We start from the raw sequence: 20,852 nt of genomic DNA, 5'->3' as shown, positions 1-20,852 counted from the left end.
CAGCCATTGCTGACACAGAGTCCGCCGGACGCACTCTGTGGCCGCCTGGCGGGCACGCCGCGGCAAGGCGCATACTGGCTGCTTCACCCACCCACTCGAGGGGGTCCCTGCAAGCCAGCGCTTGGACGGGCTTCGCGCCCCGCCATGCCAGGCTATCTCACCAAGCAGGAAGACATCGCCATCGCCGGCGTTGCCGACCTGATCATACGTTCGCTGCTGGACAAGCAGCAATTCAGCGACCCCGAGGGTGCCGCCGAAGCCCTGGGCATCTCATCGGCCGCGTGGCCACTGTTCGGCCTGCTGTGGCCTTCGGGTGCACAGCTGGCGCAACGCATGGCCAGCCGGCCTTTGCAGACCGGAGAGCGCGTGCTGGAGATCGGCTGCGGCCTGGGCCTGGCAAGCCTGGTGTGCCACCGCCGCGGCGTGGACGTCACCGCCAGCGACTGCCATCCGATGGCCCAGCAGTTCCTGCAGGAAAACACGCGCCTCAACGGCCTGTCGCCCCTGCGGTACCGCACCGGGCACTGGGGTGCGGACCACCACAAACACGACCACGGCCATGCCCAGGCCGGTGCGGTGCAGGGCCATTTCGACTTGATCATGGGCAGCGACGTGCTGTACGAACGCGATGCGCGCGCATCGCTCGCGGCTTTTCTGGACCGCCACGCCGGCAACGGCGCGCAGATCTGGATCGTGGACCCGAACCGGGGCAATCGATCCACCTTCCACAAGCAGATGGCCGTGCACCGGTTCGAAGTGGTCGAAGAGCGGCTGGACCACCCTGCGCTGGATACCGCGCCCGCCTACAAGGGGCGGCTGCTGATGTACCAGCGTCCGGTGGTGGACTGAACTGAAAGACGGCTGACGCTCCCCGCAGGACGCTGCCATCGGCGCGATGCTGCGGGCCCGGGCCCGGGCCCGGGCCGGGACTCGGTGCCTCATGAGCAGGTCAAGGAGCTGGTGTCAGTTCAGGGGCACGAAGCTCTTGCCGGCTGGAATGCACCAGCCAGCGTCGCTGGCACCCGCCAAGCCTGAGCCCTCACCCAGCCCTTATCCCACCCACTTGCGCGCATTGCGCCAGATGCGCATCCAGGGGCTCAGTTCGCTGCGGTCGCCGCTGGTCCAGCTCATCTGCACGTTGCGGAACACGCGCTCGGGGTGCGGCATGATGGCCGTGAAGCGGCCGTCCTGCGTGGTCACGCCGGTCAGGCCGCCGGTGCTGCCGTTCGGGTTGAACGGGTACTGCTCGGTGGCGGCGCCGTGGTTGTCCACGAAGCGCATCGCGGCCACTGCCTGCGCCGCGTTGCCGCGGAACTTGAAGTTGGCATAGCCCTCGCCATGCGCCACGGCAATCGGCAGGCGGCTGCCCGCCATACCGGCAAAGAACAGGCTGGGGGACTCCAGCACTTCTACCATGGACAGGCGGGCTTCGAAGCGCTCGCTCTGGTTGGTGGTGAAGCGCGGCCAGTCCTGCGCACCGGGGATGATGTCGGCCAGCTCGGCAAACATCTGGCAGCCGTTGCACACGCCCAGGCCGAACGTGTCCGTGCGGCCGAAGAAGCCTTGGAACTGCTCGGACAGCACCGGGTTGAAGGTGATCGAGCGCGCCCAGCCGATGCCGGCGCCCAGCGTGTCGCCGTAGCTGAAGCCGCCGCAGGCGACCACGCCCTTGAAATCTTCGAGCTTGACGCGGCCGGTCTGCAGGTCGGTCATGTGCACGTCGTACGCCTCGAAGCCCGCCTCGGTGAAGGTGTAAGCCATCTCGATGTGCGAGTTGACGCCCTGCTCGCGCAGGATGGCGACCCGGGGTTTGGCCAGGTTCAGGAACGGCGCCGCCACGTTGTCGGCCGCGTCGAACGTGAGGTGCACGTGCATGCCGGGGTCGGTGGCCTCGCCCGCAGTGGCGTGCTCGGCATCCGCGTTGGCGGGGTTGTCGCGCTGCTGGCAGATCTTCCAGCTCACGGCGTCCCACACCTGGTGCAGGTCGGTGAGCTTGGCGCTGAACACAGCCTTGGCGTCGCGCCAGACCTGCAGCTCGCCCTTGCCGGCATCGATGCTCGACGACTGCGGACGCGTCTTGCCGACGAAGTGGCTGAATTTGGACAGGCCGTGCTCGCGCAGCACCTGCATCACATCGTTGCGCTCTGCGGTGCGCACCTGCAGCACTACGCCCAGTTCTTCGTTGAACAGGGCCTTGAGCGTGAGTTCTTCACGGCGTGCGCTGACCTGCTGCGCCCAGTTCTTGGCGTCGCCGGTTTCCATGCGGCTGTCGCTGATGCCGTCGCCTTCGGTGACCAGCAGGTCCACGTTGAGCGACACGCCCACATGGCCTGCAAAGGCCATCTCGGCCGCGGCTGCCAGCAGGCCGCCGTCGCTGCGGTCGTGGTAGGCCAGGATGCGGCCCTGGGCGCGCAGCGCGTTCACGGCGTTGACGGTGTTGACCAGATCCTGCGGGTCGTCCAGGTCGGGCACCACGTCGCCGCTCTGATCCAGCGTCTGGCCCAGGATGCTGCCGGCCATGCGGTTCTGGCCCTTGCCCAGATCGATCAGCACCAGCGTGGTGTCGTCCTCGGTGGCATCGAGCTGGGGCGTGAGCGTGCCGCGCACGTCGGACAGCGAGGCGAACGCGCTCACGATCAGGCTGACCGGGGAAGTCACCTTCTTCTTGTCCGCGCCCTCCGACCACTGAGTGCGCATGGACAGGCTGTCCTTGCCCACGGGGATGCTGATGCCCAAAGCGGGGCACAGCTCCATGCCCACGGCCTTCACGGTCTCGTACAGCGCGGCGTCTTCGCCGGGCTCGCCACACGCGGCCATCCAGTTGGCCGACAGCTTCACACGCGGCAGCTCGATGGGTGCGGCCAGCAGGTTGGTGATGGCCTCGGCCACCGCCATGCGGCCCGATGCGGGTGCGTTGATGGCGGCCAGCGGCGTGCGCTCGCCCATGCTCATCGCTTCGCCGGCAAAGCCCTTGTAATCGGCCAGCGTCACCGCGCAGTCAGCCACCGGCACTTGCCAGGGGCCGACCATCTGGTCGCGGTGCGACAGGCCACCCACCGTGCGGTCGCCGATGGTGATGAGAAAACGCTTGGACGCCACCGTGGGGTGGGCCAGCACGTCGATCACGGCTTTTTGCAGCGGCACGCCGGTCAGGTCCATGGGCGCGAACTGGCGCTGCACGGTGGCCACGTCGCGGTGCATCTTGGGCGGCTTGCCCAGCAGCACGTCCATGGGCATGTCCACCGGCAGCTTCTGGTCGCCCGCCACCACGGCAGTGTCTTCCAGCACCAGCTGGCGCTCTTCGGTGGCCGTGCCGATCACGGCGAAGGGGCAGCGCTCGCGTTCGCAGAACGCCTTGAACAGCGGCAGCGACTCGGGCGCGATGGCGAGCACGTAGCGCTCCTGGCTTTCGTTGCTCCAGATTTCCTTGGGCGCCATGCCCGATTCTTCGAGCGGCACGGCGCGCAGGTCGAAGCGCGCGCCACGGCCGGCGTCGTTGGTCAGCTCGGGGAAGGCGTTGGACAGGCCGCCCGCACCCACGTCGTGGATGGCGAGGATGGGGTTATTGGCACCTTGGGCCCAGCAGTGGTTGATAACCTCCTGCGCACGGCGCTCGATCTCGGGGTTGCCGCGCTGCACGGAGTCGAAGTCGAGCTCGGCCGCATTGGTGCCGCTGGCCATGGAGCTGGCAGCACTGCCGCCCATGCCGATGCGCATGCCGGGGCCGCCCAGCTGGATGAGCAGCGAGCCGGCAGGGAATTCGATCTTGGTCGTCAGGCCTGCGTCGATCACGCCCACGCCGCCGGCGATCATGATGGGCTTGTGGTAGCCGCGCTGCACGCCGCCGACTTCCTGCTCGTACTCGCGGAAGTAGCCTGCCAGGTTGGGGCGGCCGAATTCGTTGTTGAACGCCGCGCCGCCCAGGGGCCCTTCGACCATGATCTGCAGCGGGCTGGCGATGTGCTCGGGCTTGCCCACGGTGCTGCCCCAGAGCTTGGACACGGTGAAGCCCGTGAGGCCGGCCTTGGGCTTGGAGCCCCGGCCGGTGGCGCCTTCGTCGCGGATCTCGCCGCCCGCGCCCGTCGATGCGCCCGGGAAGGGCGAGATGGCCGTGGGGTGGTTGTGCGTTTCCACCTTCATCAGCACGTGCTGGGTGGCGCTACTCTTTTGATAGCTGGTAGCGCCCGCTGATTCAGCGGTAGAGGCCATTTTGGCCACAAACCGCTCGACCTCGCCGCCTTCCATGACAGAGGCGTTGTCCGAATACGCGATCACCGTGTGCTGGGGCGCCAGCTGGTGGGTGTTGCGGATCATGCCGAACAGCGATTTTTCCTGCGCCACGCCGTCGATGGTGAACTGGGCGTTGAAGATCTTGTGGCGGCAGTGCTCGCTGTTGGCCTGCGCGAACATCATCAGCTCCACGTCGGTGGGGTTGCGCGCGAGGCCCGTGAAGGCGTTGACCAGGTAGTCGATCTCGTCCTCGGCCAGGGCCAGGCCGAAACGGGTGTTGGCGGCCTCCAGCGCACCGCGGCCACCGCCGAGCACGTTGACATGCTCCATGGCGGCGGGCTGCAGCTCGGTAAACAGCGCTGCGGCGGCGGCGCGGTCGGCCACCACGGACTCGGTCATGCGGTCGTGCAGCAGCGCTGCGACCTGGGCCAATTGCTCGGCGGTCAGCTCGGGCGTGCGGCCCAGCAGGCCGGACTTCAGGCTGATGCGGTATTCGGTGATGCGCTCCACGCGGCGGATGGCGATGCCGCAGTTGCGCGCGATGTCGGTGGCCTTGGAGGCCCAGGGCGACAGCGTGCCCAGGCGGGGGGTGACCAGGATTGCGGCGCCGTCTTCAGGCCCCGCGTAGGGGTCGCCGTAGGCGAGCAGGGCCGACAGGCGCTCTTGCTCGGCAGGGGTGGGGGCCGCATCCGTGGCGACCAGGTGCACGAAGCGCGCTGCAATGCCGTCGATTTTGGGGTGGATGGCTTGCAGGGCCGGTTGGAGTTGCTGGGCGCGGAAGGTGCTGAGGGCGTTGCCGCCCGCCAGCGTGGTCATGTGCAAGGTCACTGTAGCGGCCTGTTGGGTGTGAGGGTACGTGGTGGCGCTGACGCGAAGCCCCCGGCCGGTGGGCGGGAGCCAAGTGGTCAGCCCGGTATTTTACCGGGCTCACCGGGCGCCGCTGCAGCCGGCGGGGTGCGATGGGATAATTGCGGCATGAGCATCACCATCAAAAGCGCCGCGGACATCGAAGGCATGCGCCTGGCGTGCCGCCTGGCCTCCGAAGTGCTGGACTACATCGCCCCGCACATCAAACCCGGCATCACCACCAAAGAGATCGACCGCCTGGGCGCCGAATGCATGGCGCAGCAAGGCACCATCTCAGCCACCGTGGGCTACCAGCCCCCCGGCTACCCGCCCTACCCGGCCTCGCTGTGCACCTCGGTCAACCACGTGGTGTGCCACGGCATCCCCAACGACAAGCCTTTGAAGAAGGGCGACATCGTCAACGTGGACGTGACCGTGATCACCAAGGACGGCTGGTACGGCGACAACAGCCGCATGTACATCATCGGCGAAGGCTCCATCGCGGCCAAGCGCCTGTGTGCCATCACCTTCGACGCCATGTGGCACGGCATCGTGCAGGTCAAGCCCGGCGCCCACCTGGGCGACATCGGCCACGCCATCCAGAAGTTCGCCGAGGCGCAGGGTTTCTCGATCGTGCGCGAGTTCTGCGGCCACGGCATCGGGCAGAAGTTCCACGAAGAGCCCCAGGTGCTGCACTACGGCCGTCCCGGCACGCTGGACGAGCTGGTGCCCGGCATGGTCTTCACCATCGAGCCCATGATCAACGCCGGCCGCCGCGAGGTGAAGGAATTCGGCAACGACGGCTGGACCATCGTGACCAAGGACCACAGCCTGTCCGCCCAGTGGGAGCACACGGTGCTGGTCACCGAAACGGGGTACGAAGTGATGACGCTGTCGGCCGGCTCACCGCCGCTGCCGTCCTTCGTGACCGCGACCAGGACCTGACCCCACGCCGGCCCCTGCCCGTCGGCGCGCACAACTCTTGCATGGCTTTTTGCATGGCCCTTCTTCATCGCGACGCCCGACGACCATGACCGACATCCAAGCCCTGCCCGAGGTGCGCCCCCTGGCCGACGTGCATGCCCTGCGGGATGCCTACCGCCGCGACAAGACCGCCCTGCTGACCGACCTGCAGGCCACGGGCGCCTCCACGCGCGGCATCCGCGTGCTGCTGCGCAGGCTCTCCACGCTGGCGGGCAACCTGCTGCAGACGCTGTGGCAGCGCGCCGAACTGCCGGCCGACATGGCGCTGGTGGCGGTGGGCGGGTTCGGGCGCGACCAGCTTTTTCCGTATTCGGACGTCGATGTGCTGCTGCTGCTGCCCGAGGGCGCGGCGCCCGAGGCCGGCAGCGTGCTGCGCACCCAGCTCGAAGGCTTCATCGGCAGCTGCTGGGATGCGGGCCTGGAGATCGGCTCGAGCGTGCGCACCGTGGCCGAATGCCTGGCCGAGAGCGCAGGCGATGTCACCGTGCAGACCTCGCTGCTCGAATCGCGCCTGGTGTGCGGCAACGCGGCGCTGTTCGCGGAGTTCCAGCGCCAGTACCGGCTGCAGATGGACCCGCAGGCATTTTTGGTGGCCAAGACGCTGGAGATGCGCCAGCGCCACAACAAGTACGAGAACACGCCCTACTCGCTCGAGCCCAACTGCAAGGAGTCGCCCGGCGGGCTGCGCGACCTGCAGATGATCCTGTGGGTGTCCCAGGCCGCGGGCCTGGGCCGCAACTGGAAAGAGCTGGCCGCCAGCGGCATGGCCACGGCCTTCGAGGTGCGCCAGATCGAGCGCAACGAGGCGGTGCTGTGCCTCATCCGCGCGCGCCTGCACGCAGCCGCCGGGCGGCATGAAGACCGGCTGGTGTTCGACCTGCAGACCGCCGTGGCCGAATCGTTCGGCTACCGCTCGCAGGCCCCCGACGGATCGCGCCTGCCGATGCGCGCCAGCGAAAGCCTGATGCGCCGGTACTACTGGGCGGCCAAGGCGGTGTCCCAGCTCAGCCAGATCCTGCTGCTGAACATCGAGGAGCGGCTGAACCCCTCCACCCACGAGCCGCGGCCCATCAACGAGCGCTTCTTCGAAAAAGCCGGCCTCATCGAGGTGGCGAGCGACGACCTGTACCAGCGCGACCCGCACGCCATTCTGGAAACCTTCCTGCTCTACCAGACGACGGTGGGCCTGAAAGACCTGTCAGCCCGCACCCTGCGGGCGCTGTACAACGCCCGCGGCGTGATGGACGGCGCCTTCCGGCGCGACCCGGTCAACCGCGCCAACTTCATGCGCATCCTGCAGCAGCCCTCGGGCATCACGCATGCGATGCGGCTGATGAACCAGACCTCGGTGCTGGGGCGCTATCTGTGGGCGTTTCGCGGCATCGTGGGGCAGATGCAGCACGACCTGTTCCACGTCTACACGGTGGACCAGCACATCCTGATGGTGCTGCGCAACGTGCGCCGGTTCTTCATGGCCGAGCATGCGCACGAGTACCCGTTCTGCTCGCAGTTGGCCGGCGGCTGGGACAAGCCCTGGCTGCTGTACCTGGCCGCGCTGTTCCACGACATCGGCAAGGGCCGCGGCGGCGACCATTCGGTGATCGGCGCGCAGGAGGTGCGCAACTTCTGCCGGCAGCACGACGTGGACCGCGAGGACGCCCAACTGGTCGAGTTTTTGGTCAGCGAGCACCTGTCGATGAGCCGCATCGCCCAGAAAGAAGACCTCTCGGACCCCGATGTGATCGCCGCCTTTGCACGGCGCGTGGGCAACGAGCGGTACTTGACGGCGCTGTACCTGCTGACCGTGGCCGACATCCGCGGCACCAGCCCCAAGGTCTGGAACGCCTGGAAGGGCAAGCTGCTGGAAGACCTGTACCGCTCCACCCTGCGCACCCTGGGCGGCCGCGCGCCGGACGCCGCCGCAGAGATCGAAGCACGCAAGCGCGAGGCACTGGTGCTGCTGGCGCTGAGCGCCCTGCCGTTCGAGGCGCACAAGGCTTTGTGGGCCACGCTGGATGTGAGCTACTTCATGCGCCACGAGGCGGCCGACATTGCTTGGCACACGCGGCACCTGTCGCGGCACGTGGGCACGGCCAAGCCGGTGGTACGCGCACGGCAGTCACTCGCGGGCGACGGCCTGCAGGTAATGGTGTATGCCGCCGACCAGGAAGACCTGTTCGCGCGCATCTGCGGCTACTTCGACCGTGCGGGCTTTTCCATCCTGGATGCGCGCGTGCACACGGCCAACAACGGCTATGCGCTCGATACCTTCCAGGTGGTGGCCTCGTCACAACCCGGGCATTACCGCGAACTGACGCACATGGTCGAAAGCGACCTGGTGCGGGTGATCGAAACCGGCGGCCCGCTGCCCGAGCCTGCCCGCAAGCGCGTGTCGCGCCGGGTCAAGAGCTTTCCGGTGGCGCCGCGCGTCACGTTGCGGCCGGACGAAAAAGCGCAGCGCTGGCTGCTGGCCATCTCGGCCAGCGACCGCGCCGGCCTGCTGTATCTGGTGGCCCGCATCCTGGCCCACCACCACCTGAGCGTGCAGCTCGCCAAGGTAAGCACGCTGGGCGAGCGGGTGGAAGACACCTTCCTGGTGCAAGGGCCCGAGCTGCAGAACAACGCGCGGCAGATCCAGATCGAGACGGAGCTGCTGCGCGAGTTGTCGGACTGAGCAGGCCCGCGTCGTGCCCGCCGCTGCGGACATGCTTCAGTCGTCTTCGTCAGCGCTGATCTCGGGGAACAGCACTTCGGTGAAGCCGAACTGCGTGAAATCGCGCACCCGCATCGGATAAAGCTTGCCGACCAGGTGGTCGCATTCGTGCTGCACCACCCGTGCATGAAAGCCATCGACCGTGCGGTCGATGGGGTCGCCATACGGGTCGAACCCCGTGTAGCGAATACGTACCCACCGGGGCACCTTGCCGCGCAGGCCGGGCACCGACAGGCAGCCCTCCCAGTCTTCTTCTTCCTCATCGCCCAGCGGCGTGATCACCGGGTTGAGCAGCACCGTGGGCGGCACCACGGGGCGGTCCGGATAGCGGGGGTTGCGGTCGTTGGAGCCGAAGATCACCAGCTGCAGGTCCACCCCGATCTGCGGTGCGGCCAGGCCCGCGCCGTTGACAGCGCGCATGGTGTCGAACATGTCGCGCACCAGCAGGTGCAGTGCGTCGGTGTCGAACTCGGTGACAGGCTGGGCGATGCGCAGCAGGCGCGGGTCGCCCATCTTGAGGATGGTGTGAACGGTCATGGTGGGGATCGTGATGAAATGATGGATCGGCAGCCTGGTGGGGCGCAGCATAGCGCGGCGGCATACCGCGCGCTGAAAGAGCCGCCACCGGCCGGCACGGGGCGACAATAAGCCCCATGGCCACCACGCCCAGAGACCCAGACCACGTTGACGCCAACCCCCATGCCGCTACCGACGGCCCGCCGCTGCGCCCGTTGCCGTGGCCCGTGCGGTGGCTGCTGCTGGGGTTTGCGGTGCTGTGCCTTGTGATGGGCATCATCGGCGTGATCGTGCCGGGCCTGCCGACCACCGTGTTCATCCTGATGGCCGCATGGGCGGCGGCGCGCAGCTCTCCGCGGCTGTACCAGTGGCTGTGGAACCACCGGCTCTTCGGGCCGCTGCTGCGCAACTGGGCCCAAGGCGGCAAGGTCAGCCGCCGCGCCAAATGGAGTGCGGCCATCTTCATGACGGCCAGTGCCGCCGTGCTGTGGATGGGCGGGGCACGGACCTGGGTCGCTGCGGTGGCGTCGGCCTGCATGGCGTGCGTGCTGGTGTGGCTGTGGCTGCGCCCCGAACCCTGATGCGCGGCAGAGGCCCGGCCTGCCCCGGCACGCATCGCGTATGCAGGCCGCACATTGCGTGCCGCGAGTTTTCAAGGCGCTATTTTTGTGTATATAATCTAAGTCTTGTTCCTCGATAGCTCAGTCGGTAGAGCGCCGGACTGTTAATCCGTAGGTCCCTGGTTCGAGCCCAGGTCGAGGAGCCAAGAATTTTGCAGGCCCTGCATGTGTACGCGGGGCCTTTCAATTAGTCAGTTGCAAGTCATACCGAACATTCCTCGATAGCTCAGTCGGTAGAGCGCCGGACTGTTAATCCGTAGGTCCCTGGTTCGAGCCCAGGTCGAGGAGCCATACTAAGCCCACCGTGCACAGCATGGTGGGCTTTTTTATTGCCCGGCCATCTCGTCTGCATGCGCTGGTGCCCCGGCGACACAACATGCCGGACAATGGCCATGATCCTGCCACTGCCCGCTTGACCCATGCCCCCGCAATTGCCCTGGCTGGAGCCCGAAGACCCCCTACCCCACCCTGACCAGGCGTGGGGTGCGGACGACCCTGCCCCCGGCCTGCTGGCCGCGGGTGGCGTGCTGGATGTCGCACATCTCCAGGCGGCATACGGCCAAGCCACCTTTCCCTGGTACGGCCCGGGGCAACCCATCCTGTGGTGGGCGCCCGACCCGCGCATGGTGCTGCATGTGGACGAGTTCAAGCTGCACCGGTCCCTGCGCAGAACGCTGCAGGCGTTTCGCGCCAATCCGCGTGCCGAGATCCGCATCGACCACGCATTTGACGCCGTGATCACGGCCTGCGCGACCAAAGAGCGCGACGGCCAGGCCGGCACCTGGATCGTGCCGGAAATGATGGACGCCTACACCCGCCTGCACGAGGCCGGCCACGCGCACAGCGTGGAGACCTGGGTCGATGGCCGGCTGGTGGGCGGGCTCTATTGCGTGGCCCTGGGGCAGGCCGTGTTTGGCGAATCCATGTTCGCGCACGCCACCGATGCCTCCAAGATCGCGCTGTCGGCCCTGGTGGCACTGTGCCGCCACCACGGCGTGCAGCTCATCGACTGCCAGCAGAACACCCGCCACCTGGCGTCCCTGGGTGGCCGCGAAATCGACCGGCGCACCTTCGTCGAACACGTGCAGCAAGCCCAGCGTTTGCCCGCACCCGCATGGAGATTCGACCCCGTATACTGGACCGAGCTGCTGCCCTCCACAGTCTTTACGGCATGACGCAACTCAACGACCTTCCGCTGCAGACCCTGCAGTTCTACGCGACGGCCCCGTATCCCTGCAGCTATCTGCCGGACCGGCAGGCACGCTCGCAGGTCGCCACGCCCAGCCATTTGATCCAGAGCGATGTCTATTCAGACTTGGTCGCGAAGGGATTCCGCCGCAGCGGCATGTTCACTTACCGCCCCTACTGCGACGGCTGCCAGGCCTGCACGCCGCTGCGCGTGCTGGTGAATGAATTCAAGCCCGACCGCAGCCAGCGGCGGTCCGTGGCCCGCCACGGCAACCTGCAGGCGCGGGTGCTGCGACTGTGCTTCGTACCGGAGCACTACCAGCTGTACCTGCGCTACCAGAACGGCCGCCATTCAGGCGGCGGCATGGACCACGACAGCATCGACCAGTACACGCAGTTCCTGCTGCAAAGCCGGGTGAATTCACGGCTGGTGGAGTTCCGCGAGCTGGATGCGCACGGCGAGCCGGGCGCGCTCAAGATGGTGTCCATCCTGGACGTGCTGGACGACGGCCTGTCGGCGGTGTACACCTTCTACGAACCCGAGCCGCACTGCAGCTACGGCACCTACAACGTGATGTGGCAGATCGCGCAGGCGAAGTCCCTCGACCTGCCCCACGTGTACTTGGGCTACTGGATCGAAGCCAGCCCCAAGATGAACTACAAAGCGCGCTTTCACCCCCACGAACTGCGCACCGACGGGCAGTGGCTGCGCACCGGCGACACCGTCACTCCCAACCCCTGACAGCGCGTTTGCATTTCACAAGATAAAATGCGGCGGTCGCCACAGCACCGCCGCCATGAAAAAAAACGATCCGAGCATTCCTGTCAAACCGAGCGTTCAGGTCCTTGAGCGCATGTTCACGCTGATCGATGTGCTGGCTTCGCGCGAGGAAGCCATTTCCCTCAAGGAAATCAGCGAGAAGACAGGTCTGCACCCGTCCACCACCCACCGGATCCTGAACGACCTAACGATCGGGCGGTTTGTGGACCGGCCGGAATCGGGCAGCTACCGCCTGGGCATGCGCTTGCTGGAGCTGGGCAACCTGGTCAAGGCGCGCCTCAGTGTGCGCGACGCGGCGCTGACACCCATGCGCAACCTGCACAAGCTGATTCAGCAGCCCGTGAACCTGAGCATGCGGCAGGGCGACGAGATTGTCTATGTGGAGCGCGCCTACAGCGAGCGCTCCGGCATGCAGGTGGTGCGCGCCATCGGCGGGCGGGCCCCGCTGCACCTGACTTCCACCGGCAAGCTCTTTCTGGCACTGGACGACCCGCAGCGCGTGCGCGCTTACGCCACCCGCACAGGCTTGGCAGGCCACACGCGCAACAGCATCACGCAGCTACCCTTACTGGAACGCGAGCTGGCCAAGGCGCGGCAGTACGGCATGGCGCGCGACAACGAAGAGCTGGAGTTGGGCGTGCGCTGCATGGCAGCGGGCGTGTACGACGACCAAGGCAAGCTGGTGGCGGGCCTGTCCATCTCGGCCCCGGCAGACAGGCTGGACGAAGGCTGGCTGCCCAAGCTGCAGGCCACAGCCAAGGAGATATCACATGCGCTCGGACACACCGCCAGCGCAGAGCTGACCGCCGACGCTGCGGCACGCGGCACAGGGCTGGGCTGACGGCACCGGAACCAGCCAAGGCGCCACATCCTGTGTTTGGCCCGTAGACAGCCGCGATGCAACTGCTGTGCTGTGCTGCCCTGTTCTGGGGCCGTGCTGCGGCCTGAAACCTTCGCAGACTTACCCAGCAAAAAGGCCGACCTGTGTTGCCACAGTCGGCCTTTGTTCATGTTGCGCATCCCGCAGGGTTCAGCACATCAGCTGGACATCGCAAAGGCAGCTCGCACGTCGCGCCTGCCCACCCGCCCACCCTCGACCCTGCTTACTTCACCGCAGGAATCGCGGCACGGGCCTGCAACGGTGCAGCCAGTGACGAAGGCAGGGTTTCGACCCAATGGCGGACACGCTCCGCGTCTCCCAGGCGGCTGAATTTACCTGCCGAGTCCAGGAACACCATGATCAGCTTGCGGCCAGAGATCTGGGTCTGCATCACCAGGCAGCGACCTGCCTCCGAAATGTAGCCGGTCTTCTGCAAGCCGATGTCCCACGTGGGGTTCTTCACCAGGCCGTTGGTGTTGTTGTATTGCAGCGTACGCTGGCCTACAGCCACTTCGTAGCCGGGCGAAGTGGACAGCTCGCGCAGCAGCGGATCGCCATGCGCGACGTTGACCAAGGTCGCCAGGTCGCGGGCGCTGGACTGATTGCGGCTCGACAGGCCGGTAGGCTCCACATAGCGCGTGTCGGTCATGCCCAGCAGCTTGGCTTTGGCATTCATCTGCGTCACGAAAACCTCCAGCCCGCCGGGGTATGTGCGGCCCAGGGCATGCGCCGCGCGGTTCTCGCTGGACATGAGCGCCAGGTGCAGCATCTCACCGCGCGTGAGCGTGGCACCCACCACCAGGCGCGACCGGCTGCCCTTTTCGGTGTCCACATCGTCTTGCGTGATGGTGATGGGCTCTTCCATCGGCAGCTTGGCCTGCGAAATGATCATGCCCGTCATGAGCTTGGTCAGCGAGGCGATGGGCAGCACGGCGTGGTCGTTCTTGGACAGCAGCACTTCGTGCGTATCTTGATCGATGACGAGGGCCACGCTGGACTTCAGGTCGAGCGGGTCATTGACCTCGTGAAGTCCGGCGATCTGGCCAAAGGAAGGCTTGGCCGGAATGAAAGCGACACGGGTGGCGGCCTTGGAAGTCTTGGCAGACACACGCACGGGCTTGGTGGCCGTGGCGGCCTTGCGTGGCGCAACGGCCCGCTTGGCGCTGGCGCTGGACGCGCTGGTCTGTTGTTTCTTGACGGAAGCTTTCTTGCGTTCCTGGGCATGCGCGACAGGCGCAGCCAACGCCGCGCTCACGACGACAAAGCCCAAAAGCTGTAAGAAACGGTTCACTGCAGCGCGGCGGAGATGGTGCATCCAAATGCTCCAAACGGTAAAAAGTGTTGAGCAGTGTACTAAATCAAAAAAAGTCGCGCAAGATCAATACCTTGCGCGACTTTCCGAGAAAGTGAATGAAATTATAAATTCACGGATCAACCTTGTGCTGCCACCCGATCAGCTTTACTTTGTAACTTGTTCAGCGCGCTCAGGTAGGCCTTCGCAGACGCCACGACGATGTCCGGGTCAGCCCCCACACCGTTGACCACCCGGCCGCTGTTTTGCAGGCGCACCGTGACCTCGCCCTGGCTCTCTGTGGAGCCGCTGATCGCATTGACGGAGTACAGCACCATCTCGGCCCCGCTCTTGACGTGCGACTCGATCGCCTTGAGCGATGCGTCGACGGGGCCATTGCCGTCGGACTTGCCCTGCACTTCCCTGCCTTCGACCGTAAAAACGATGGTGGCCTGGGGACGCTCGCCGGTTTCGCTGTGCTGCGACAGCGACACGAAACCGTACTGCTCCTTCTCGCTGGTCACGCTTTCATCGCTGACCAGCGCCAGGATGTCCTCGTCGAAGATCTCGCTCTTGCGGTCTGCCAGTTCCTTGAACTTGGCGAAGGCGCCGTTGATCTCGGTTTCGCTGTCGAGCTGAACGCCCAGCTCCTGCAGGCGCTGCTTGAAGGCGTTGCGGCCGCTGAGCTTGCCCAGCACGATCTTGTTGGCCGACCAGCCCACGTCCTCGGCACGCATGATCTCGTAGGTGTCGCGGGCCTTGAGCACGCCGTCCTGGTGGATGCCGCTGGCGTGCGCAAACGCATTCGCCCCCACCACCGCCTTGTTGGGCTGGATCACGAAGCCGGTGGTCTGGCTGACCATGCGGCTGGCAGCCACGATGTGCTTGGCGTCGATGTTCAGGTCGAGGTCGAAATAATCGCGGCGTGTCTTGATCGCCATGACGACTTCTTCCAGCGAGCAATTGCCGGCACGCTCGCCCAGGCCGTTGATGGTGCATTCGACCTGGCGTGCGCCGCCGATCTTCACGCCGGCCAGCGAGTTGGCCACCGCCATGCCCAGGTCGTTGTGGCAGTGCACAGACCAGATGGCCTTGTCGCTGTTGGGCACGCGCTCGCGCAGCGTCTTGATGAAGTTGCCATACAGCTCAGGGATGGCGTAGCCCACGGTGTCGGGCACGTTGATGGTGGTGGCGCCTTCTGCGATCACGGCTTCGAGCACGCGGCACAAAAAGTCCGGGTCGCTGCGGTAGCCGTCTTCCGGGCTGAACTCGATGTCGGCCACCAGGTTGCGCGCAAAGCGCACCGACTGCTTGGCCTGCTCGAGCACCTGCTCGGGCGTCATGCGCAGCTTCTTTTCCATGTGCAGCGCGCTGGTGGCGATGAACGTGTGGATGCGCGCGCTGTTGGCGCCCTTGAGCGCCTCGGCCGCCCGCGAGATGTCGCGGTCGTTGGCCCGCGAAAGCGAACAGATGGTCGAGTCCTTGATCGCATTGGCAATGCTCTGCACCGCTTCGAAATCACCGTTGGAGCTGGCCGCGAAACCGGCTTCGATCACATCCACCTTCAGGCGCTCGAGCTGGCGCGCGATGCGCAGCTTCTCGTCCTTGGTCATCGAGGCGCCGGGGGACTGCTCCCCATCGCGCAAGGTGGTGTCGAAAATGATCAGTTTGTCAGCCATGTCGTTCTCCTGGTATCGGTGGGTGGGGTCCCGCAACGTCAAAAATCTGGCGCCCAAAGCAAAAGGCCCGTTGCGGGTGCATACGGGCCTTTGAAGAAAAAGTGTGCGCGTGCGCCTACTGTCTCCGCCCGTGGGGAGGTAGCAGTAGAGCCAGGGCAAACGTGTTCATGCAGCGCAATGTAGCACAACTGCGCTGGCGCGGCAGTGCTCACTTGTGCAGCCCGCGCTCATCCGGTTCGTCGGTGGAAGTGCTGATCACGCTGCTGTGCTGCCCCTTGGCCTTGCGCCAGGCATACACTCCGTAACCGCTAAGGCCGTACAGAACGAATACACCGAACAACACGCTGGGCGGGTGGATGTTGATGACGGCAATGCCCAGCGCAATCAGCACGATGGCGGCAAAAGGCACGCTCTTTTTCATCTGCACATCCTTGAAGCTGTAGAACGGCACGTTGGTCACCATGGTGAGGCCCGAGTACAGCGTGAAGGCAAACATGATCCAGGTGATCTGCGACCAGGTGAGCCACCCGTCCTCGCCAGGGTGCACACCCAGCTCGGTCATAAGCCAGATGAAGCCGGCCACCAGCGCGGCAGCGGCAGGCGACGGCAGCCCCTGGAAGTAGCGCTTGTCGACCACGCTGGTGTTGACGTTGAACCGTGCCAGGCGCAGCGCCGCGCAGGCGCAGTACACAAAAGCGGCAATCCAGCCCCAGCGGCCCAGGCCCTGCAGGGACCACTCGTAAGCGATCAAGGCTGGTGCCGCGCCGAAAGACACCATGTCGGACAGCGAGTCCATCTGCTCACCGAAGGCACTCTGGGTGTTGGTCATGCGGGCCACGCGCCCGTCCAGGCTGTCGAGCACCATGGCGCAGAACACGCCGATCGCTGCCTGGTCGAACCGCCCGTTCATGGCCATCACGACGGAATAGAAACCACCGAACAATGCCGCCAGTGTGAACAGGTTGGGCAGGATGTAGATGCCCTTGCGCCGTTTGCGCACCATCACCTCCGGGTTCTCGGCAGACTCGTTGCCATCATGCATTCCATTGTCCTCCAGCGCTTGCCTGTCGTGCGCAAGCTGCTATTAAATTTATAGTTTTTCAGCCTGGTTCCGGGGAACGGACAGAGCGCTGCATGCGCAAAAGGCGAAGGCAGCAGTGTAGCGCCTGCCAGTGGAGCACCCCACGGGCGCGGCAGCACTGCAGAGGGTTTGGCGTCATCAAAATCAACGCGCCCTGCCCTGCAACGGCCCCAGCAACGAAAAAGGCCACCGAAGTGGCCTTGTGAATCCATCCCCGCAGGGAAAGAATCAGTTGCGGGTCTGGTCGACCAGCTTGTTCTTGGCGATCCAGGGCATCATGGCGCGCAGCTTGCCGCCCACCACTTCGATGCTGTGGTCGGCGGTGTTGCGGCGGCGGGCCGTCATCGATGGGTAGTTCAGGCGGCCTTCCTGGATGAACATCTTGGCGTATTCGCCGTTCTGGATGCGCTTGAGCGCGTTGCGCATGGCCTTGCGCGACTCTTCGTTGATCACCTCAGGGCCGGTCACGTACTCGCCGTATTCGGCGTTGTTCGAGATCGAGTAGTTCATGTTGGCAATGCCGCCTTCGTAGATCAGGTCCACGATGAGCTTGAGTTCGTGCAGGCATTCGAAGTAGGCCATTTCAGGGGCGTAGCCGGCTTCGACCAGGGTTTCGTAACCCATCTTGATCAGCTCGACGGCACCGCCGCACAGCACGGCCTGTTCGCCGAACAGGTCGGTCTCGGTTTCTTCCTTGAAGTTGGTCTCGATGATGCCGGCCTTGCCGCCGCCGTTGGCAGCAGCGTAGCTCAGGGCCAGGTCACGGGCCTTGCCGGACTTGTCCTGGTGCACGGCGACCAGGTGGGGCACGCCGCCACCTTGCGTGTAGGTGTTGCGCACGGTATGGCCAGGGGCCTTGGGAGCGACCATCCACACGTCCAGGTCAGCGCGGGGCACGACCTGGTTGTAGTGCACGTTGAAACCGTGGGCGAAGGCCAGCGATGCGCCTTGCTTGATGTTGGGTTCCACGTTGTTCTTGTAGACGGCTGCGATGTCTTCGTCAGGCAGCAGGATCATGACCACGTCGGCAGCCTTAACCGCGTCGTTGACTTCCAGCACGTTCAGGCCGGCCTTGCCGACCTTGTCCCACGATGCACCGCCCTTGCGCAGGCCGACCACGACCTTCACGCCGCTGTCGTTCAGGTTTTGTGCGTGGGCATGGCCCTGCGAGCCGTAGCCGATGATGGCCACGGTCTTGCCCTTGATCAGGCTCAGGTCGGTGTCTTTGTCGTAGAAAACTTTCATGGGTCGCTCCGGTAAAAATACGTTGTCAGGGTGGAAAAAACGGTGAATTGTCTTACATAGGACTTGGATGCGGCCGGATGGCTAGGCGGGGAGCCGCAGACAGTGCTTTGGCACGGCAAGGTTCCCCAACGACGCTAGCCGGTCGAAGGCAGATCCGTCACACGCGAAGAATTCGTTCGCCGCGGCCGATGCCGCTGGCACCGGTACGGACGGTTTCGAGAATGGCCGTGCGGTCGATGGCCTGCAGGAACGCGTCGTTCTTGGACTGGTCGCCGGTGAGCTCGATGGTGTAGCTCTTTTCGGTCACGTCGATGATGCGGCCGCGGAAGATGTCGGCCATGCGCTTCATCTCCTCGCGCTCCTTGCCCACCGCCCGCACCTTCACCATCATGAGCTCGCGCTCGGTGTAGGCGCCTTCGGTCAGGTCGACCACCTTGACCACTTCGATGAGGCGGTTCAGGTGCTTGGTGATCTGTTCGATCACGTCGTCGGAGCCCGTCGTCTGGATGGTCATGCGCGACAGCGATGGATCCTCGGTGGGCGCCACGGTGAGCGATTCGATGTTGTAGCCACGGGCGGAAAACAGGCCGACGACGCGCGACAGCGCACCGGGTTCGTTTTCCAGCAGGACGGCAATGATGTGTTTCATGATGAAGACATTCCTCTTTTCGCTGCCCTCCCCTGCGCACGGTAATACGCAGGCTCGGCAGACAATAGATTCGTCGAAGTGAAGCTATCGAAGTGATAGCAGGAGATTGGCCCACAGCCACGGCAGGACCGTCGCTGGAGGCCGCGGCGGGAGCCGAAGGCCTGTGTTTACAGGTCCTCGGAACCCAGCAGCATTTCAGTGATGCCCTTGCCGGCCTGCACCATCGGGAACACGTTCTCGGTGGGGTCGGTGCGGAAGTCCAGGAACACGGTGCGGTCCTTGAGCTTGCGGGCCTCGCGCAGCGCGGGCTCCACATCACCAGGCTTCTCGATCAGCAGGCCGACGTGGCCGTAGGCTTCGGCCAGCTTCACGAAGTTGGGCAGCGCGTCCATGTAGCTGTGGCTGTAGCGGCCGGAGTATTCGATCTCTTGCCACTGGCGCACCATGCCCAGGTAACGGTTGTTCAGCGAGCAGATCTTGATCGGCGTGTTGTACTGCAGGCAGGTCGACAGCTCCTGAATGTTCATCTGCACCGAGCCTTCGCCGGTGATGCAGAACACTTCGGAGTCAGGCTTGGCCAGCTTGATGCCCATGGCGTAGGGAATGCCCACACCCATGGTGCCCAGACCGCCAGAGTTGATCCAGCGGCGCGGCTCGTCGAAGCGGTAGTACTGCGCGGCCCACATCTGGTGCTGGCCCACGTCCGACGTGATGTAGGTGTCCGCGTCCTTGGTCATGTTCCACAGCGTTTCGACCACGTACTGCGGCTTGATCACGTCGCCGCTGCCCATGCTGTACTTGAGGCAATCGCGCTTGCGCCAGCCTTCGATGGTGTCCCACCAGGCCGCCAACGCACCTGCATCTGGCTTGGTGCTGCTCTCGCGGATCATGGAGATCAGCTCGGTGAGCACGTCCTTCACGTCGCCGACGATCGGCACGTCGACCTTCACGCGCTTGGAGATGCTCGACGGGTCGATGTCGACGTGGATGATCTTGCGGTCGTTCTGGGCAAAGTGCTTGGGGTTGCCGATCACGCGGTCGTCAAAACGCGCGCCGACGGCCAGCAGCACATCGCAGTTCTGCATGGCGTTGTTGGCTTCGATGGTGCCGTGCATGCCCAGCATGCCCAGGAACTTGCGGTCCGACGCCGGATAGGCGCCCAGGCCCATCAGCGTGTTGGTGACTGGGTAGCCCAGCATGTCCACCAGCGTGCGCAGCTCGTTGGTGGCGTTGCCCAGCAGCACGCCGCCGCCGGTGTAGATGTAGGGGCGCTTGGCCGCCAACAGCAGTTGCAGCGCCTTGCGGATCTGGCCACCATGGCCCTTCTTGACCGGGTTGTACGAGCGCATTTCCACCGATTGTGGATAGCCGCTGTACGGCACCTTCTTGAAGGAAACGTCTTTGGGCACGTCCACCACCACGGGGCCGGGGCGGCCGGTGCGTGCGATGTGGAAGGCCTTCTTCATCGTCGCGGCCAGGTCGCGCGGGTCCTTGACGAGGAAGTTGTGCTTGACGATGGGGCGGGTAATACCGACGGTGTCGCACTCCTGGAAGGCATCGAGCCCGATGGCGGGCGTGGGCACCTGGCCGGAGATGATCACCATGGGGATCGAATCCATGTACGCCGTGGCGATGCCGGTGACGGCATTGGTGAGGCCCGGGCCTGACGTGACCAGCGCGACGCCGACTTCGCCCGTCGCACGGGCATAGCCGTCAGCGGCATGGACGGCAGCCTGTTCGTGCCGCACCAGCACGTGCTGGATGGTGTCTTGCTTGTACAGCGCGTCGTAGATGTAGAGTACCGCGCCACCGGGGTAGCCCCAGATGTACTGGACGTTCTCGGCCTGCAGCGACTTGATGAGGATCTCGGACCCCATGAGGTCTTGCGAAGCCAGTGCCGAAGAAGCAGAGGAAGAGGGGGAAGTGTTGCCCTGCGAAGCAGCGGCAGCTGACGAGAGTTCAGCCTTGGAGATTTCCATGATCGATCAACCTTTGTGAATTTCTCTGACGAAAAACCTTGGGTGCCCCTTGCACGCGCTCTTGTGAAGCCAGCTTGGAACTTGAGGCCAAGGACATGAGCGTGGATGATTGCCGCGCCGGACCGTGACCCGTTTGCCTTTTGAATTGCAGCGGCGATTATCGCACTGCA

At 65.1% G+C, this 20,852-nt stretch carries 15 protein-coding genes and 2 tRNA genes; 9 read left to right on the top strand and 8 right to left on the bottom strand.

The window, feature by feature from the left end; all coding sequences use genetic code 11:
• The first annotated feature begins 144 nt into the window (after nt 1–144).
• The gene (locus ASF16_RS13940; protein ID WP_056168037.1) at nt 145–849 is read left to right on the top strand and encodes a methyltransferase; all 705 of its coding nucleotides are present in this window, start codon (nt 145–147) and stop codon (nt 847–849) included.
• A gap of 201 nt (nt 850–1,050) precedes the next feature.
• On the opposite strand, the gene purL is transcribed toward ASF16_RS13940, so the two are convergent.
• Nucleotides 1,051–5,058: a phosphoribosylformylglycinamidine synthase gene (gene purL, locus ASF16_RS13935; protein WP_056168034.1), complete on the bottom strand. Its 4,008-nt coding sequence runs from the start codon at nt 5,056–5,058 to the stop codon at nt 1,051–1,053.
• A gap of 147 nt (nt 5,059–5,205) precedes the next feature.
• Between purL and map the strand changes: the two genes are divergently transcribed.
• Both map and ASF16_RS13925 read left to right on the top strand, forming a co-directional pair.
• Entirely contained in the window at nt 5,206–6,021 is an 816-nt protein-coding gene (map, locus tag ASF16_RS13930; protein WP_056168032.1) for a type I methionyl aminopeptidase, read from the top strand.
• Between the two features lie 85 nt (nt 6,022–6,106).
• Nucleotides 6,107–8,734: a [protein-PII] uridylyltransferase gene (locus ASF16_RS13925; RefSeq protein WP_056168027.1), complete on the top strand. Its 2,628-nt coding sequence runs from the start codon at nt 6,107–6,109 to the stop codon at nt 8,732–8,734.
• Nucleotides 8,735–8,770: 36 nt separating this feature from the next.
• On the opposite strand, the gene def is transcribed toward ASF16_RS13925, so the two are convergent.
• Complete coding sequence (gene def / locus ASF16_RS13920; protein WP_056169208.1) at nt 8,771–9,310, bottom strand: peptide deformylase; 540 nt, start codon at nt 9,308–9,310, stop codon at nt 8,771–8,773.
• Between the two features lie 116 nt (nt 9,311–9,426).
• On the opposite strand from def, the gene ASF16_RS13915 reads away from it, so the two are divergent.
• From ASF16_RS13915 to ASF16_RS13890, 6 genes are all read left to right on the top strand, one after another.
• The gene (locus ASF16_RS13915; RefSeq protein WP_082516918.1) at nt 9,427–9,870 is read left to right on the top strand and encodes a YbaN family protein; all 444 of its coding nucleotides are present in this window, start codon (nt 9,427–9,429) and stop codon (nt 9,868–9,870) included.
• A gap of 109 nt (nt 9,871–9,979) precedes the next feature.
• A tRNA-Asn gene (locus tag ASF16_RS13910) sits at nt 9,980–10,055 on the top strand.
• 69 nt (nt 10,056–10,124) lie between these two features.
• Nucleotides 10,125–10,200 (top strand) — tRNA-Asn (locus ASF16_RS13905).
• Nucleotides 10,201–10,328: 128 nt separating this feature from the next.
• Entirely contained in the window at nt 10,329–11,084 is a 756-nt protein-coding gene (aat, locus tag ASF16_RS13900) for a leucyl/phenylalanyl-tRNA--protein transferase (RefSeq protein ID WP_056168025.1), read from the top strand.
• Nucleotides 11,081–11,839: an arginyltransferase gene (locus ASF16_RS13895; protein ID WP_056168021.1), complete on the top strand. Its 759-nt coding sequence runs from the start codon at nt 11,081–11,083 to the stop codon at nt 11,837–11,839. The genes aat and ASF16_RS13895 overlap by 4 nt, the downstream gene beginning before the upstream one ends.
• Nucleotides 11,840–11,894: 55 nt before the next feature.
• Nucleotides 11,895–12,719: an IclR family transcriptional regulator gene (locus ASF16_RS13890; RefSeq protein WP_056168018.1), complete on the top strand. Its 825-nt coding sequence runs from the start codon at nt 11,895–11,897 to the stop codon at nt 12,717–12,719.
• A gap of 262 nt (nt 12,720–12,981) precedes the next feature.
• Here the strand turns inward: ASF16_RS13890 and pbpG are convergent, their stop codons facing one another.
• The 6 genes from pbpG to ASF16_RS13860 all read right to left on the bottom strand — a co-directional run bounded on the left by pbpG (nt 12,982) and on the right by ASF16_RS13860 (nt 20,682).
• Complete coding sequence (gene pbpG / locus ASF16_RS13885) at nt 12,982–14,073, bottom strand: D-alanyl-D-alanine endopeptidase (protein WP_056168016.1); 1,092 nt, start codon at nt 14,071–14,073, stop codon at nt 12,982–12,984.
• A 116-nt stretch (nt 14,074–14,189) separates the two neighbouring features.
• The gene (locus ASF16_RS13880; RefSeq protein WP_056169201.1) at nt 14,190–15,728 is read right to left on the bottom strand and encodes a 2-isopropylmalate synthase; all 1,539 of its coding nucleotides are present in this window, start codon (nt 15,726–15,728) and stop codon (nt 14,190–14,192) included.
• 208 nt (nt 15,729–15,936) lie between these two features.
• Entirely contained in the window at nt 15,937–16,770 is an 834-nt protein-coding gene (gene pssA / locus ASF16_RS13875) for a CDP-diacylglycerol--serine O-phosphatidyltransferase (protein ID WP_056168013.1), read from the bottom strand.
• Nucleotides 16,771–17,037: 267 nt separating this feature from the next.
• Entirely contained in the window at nt 17,038–18,054 is a 1,017-nt protein-coding gene (gene ilvC / locus ASF16_RS13870) for a ketol-acid reductoisomerase (RefSeq protein ID WP_056168011.1), read from the bottom strand.
• A 157-nt stretch (nt 18,055–18,211) separates the two neighbouring features.
• Entirely contained in the window at nt 18,212–18,703 is a 492-nt protein-coding gene (gene ilvN, locus ASF16_RS13865; protein WP_007857867.1) for an acetolactate synthase small subunit, read from the bottom strand.
• Nucleotides 18,704–18,870: 167 nt separating this feature from the next.
• Nucleotides 18,871–20,682, bottom strand: a complete 1,812-nt coding sequence (locus ASF16_RS13860) for an acetolactate synthase 3 catalytic subunit (RefSeq protein WP_056168009.1) — start codon at nt 20,680–20,682, stop codon at nt 18,871–18,873.
• Nucleotides 20,683–20,852: the final 170 nt, after the last annotated feature.

Origin of the sequence: Acidovorax sp. Leaf78 (genome assembly GCF_001422735.1) — a bacterium.
In the GTDB taxonomy this organism is placed as follows: domain Bacteria; phylum Pseudomonadota; class Gammaproteobacteria; order Burkholderiales; family Burkholderiaceae_C; genus Acidovorax.
Note: the sequence above shows the minus strand (reverse complement) of the source record. Positions and strands in the feature narration are given on the sequence as shown.

Bases quoted from the DNA above. Each gene is read 5' to 3' on its own strand.
- ASF16_RS13940 (WP_056168037.1), top strand. From the start codon at position 145: ATGCCAGGCTATCTCACCAAGCAGGAAGACATCGCCATCGCCGGCGTT.
- map (WP_056168032.1), top strand. From the start codon at position 5,206: ATGAGCATCACCATCAAAAGCGCCGCGGACATCGAAGGCATGCGCCTG.
- ASF16_RS13925 (WP_056168027.1), top strand. From the start codon at position 6,107: ATGACCGACATCCAAGCCCTGCCCGAGGTGCGCCCCCTGGCCGACGTG.
- def (WP_056169208.1), bottom strand. From the start codon at position 9,310: ATGACCGTTCACACCATCCTCAAGATGGGCGACCCGCGCCTGCTGCGC.
- ASF16_RS13915 (WP_082516918.1), top strand. From the start codon at position 9,427: ATGGCCACCACGCCCAGAGACCCAGACCACGTTGACGCCAACCCCCAT.
- aat (WP_056168025.1), top strand. From the start codon at position 10,329: ATGCCCCCGCAATTGCCCTGGCTGGAGCCCGAAGACCCCCTACCCCAC.
- ASF16_RS13895 (WP_056168021.1), top strand. From the start codon at position 11,081: ATGACGCAACTCAACGACCTTCCGCTGCAGACCCTGCAGTTCTACGCG.
- ASF16_RS13890 (WP_056168018.1), top strand. From the start codon at position 11,895: ATGAAAAAAAACGATCCGAGCATTCCTGTCAAACCGAGCGTTCAGGTC.
- pbpG (WP_056168016.1), bottom strand. From the start codon at position 14,073: ATGCACCATCTCCGCCGCGCTGCAGTGAACCGTTTCTTACAGCTTTTG.
- ASF16_RS13880 (WP_056169201.1), bottom strand. From the start codon at position 15,728: ATGGCTGACAAACTGATCATTTTCGACACCACCTTGCGCGATGGGGAG.
- pssA (WP_056168013.1), bottom strand. From the start codon at position 16,770: ATGCATGATGGCAACGAGTCTGCCGAGAACCCGGAGGTGATGGTGCGC.
- ilvC (WP_056168011.1), bottom strand. From the start codon at position 18,054: ATGAAAGTTTTCTACGACAAAGACACCGACCTGAGCCTGATCAAGGGC.
- ilvN (WP_007857867.1), bottom strand. From the start codon at position 18,703: ATGAAACACATCATTGCCGTCCTGCTGGAAAACGAACCCGGTGCGCTG.
- ASF16_RS13860 (WP_056168009.1), bottom strand. From the start codon at position 20,682: ATGGAAATCTCCAAGGCTGAACTCTCGTCAGCTGCCGCTGCTTCGCAG.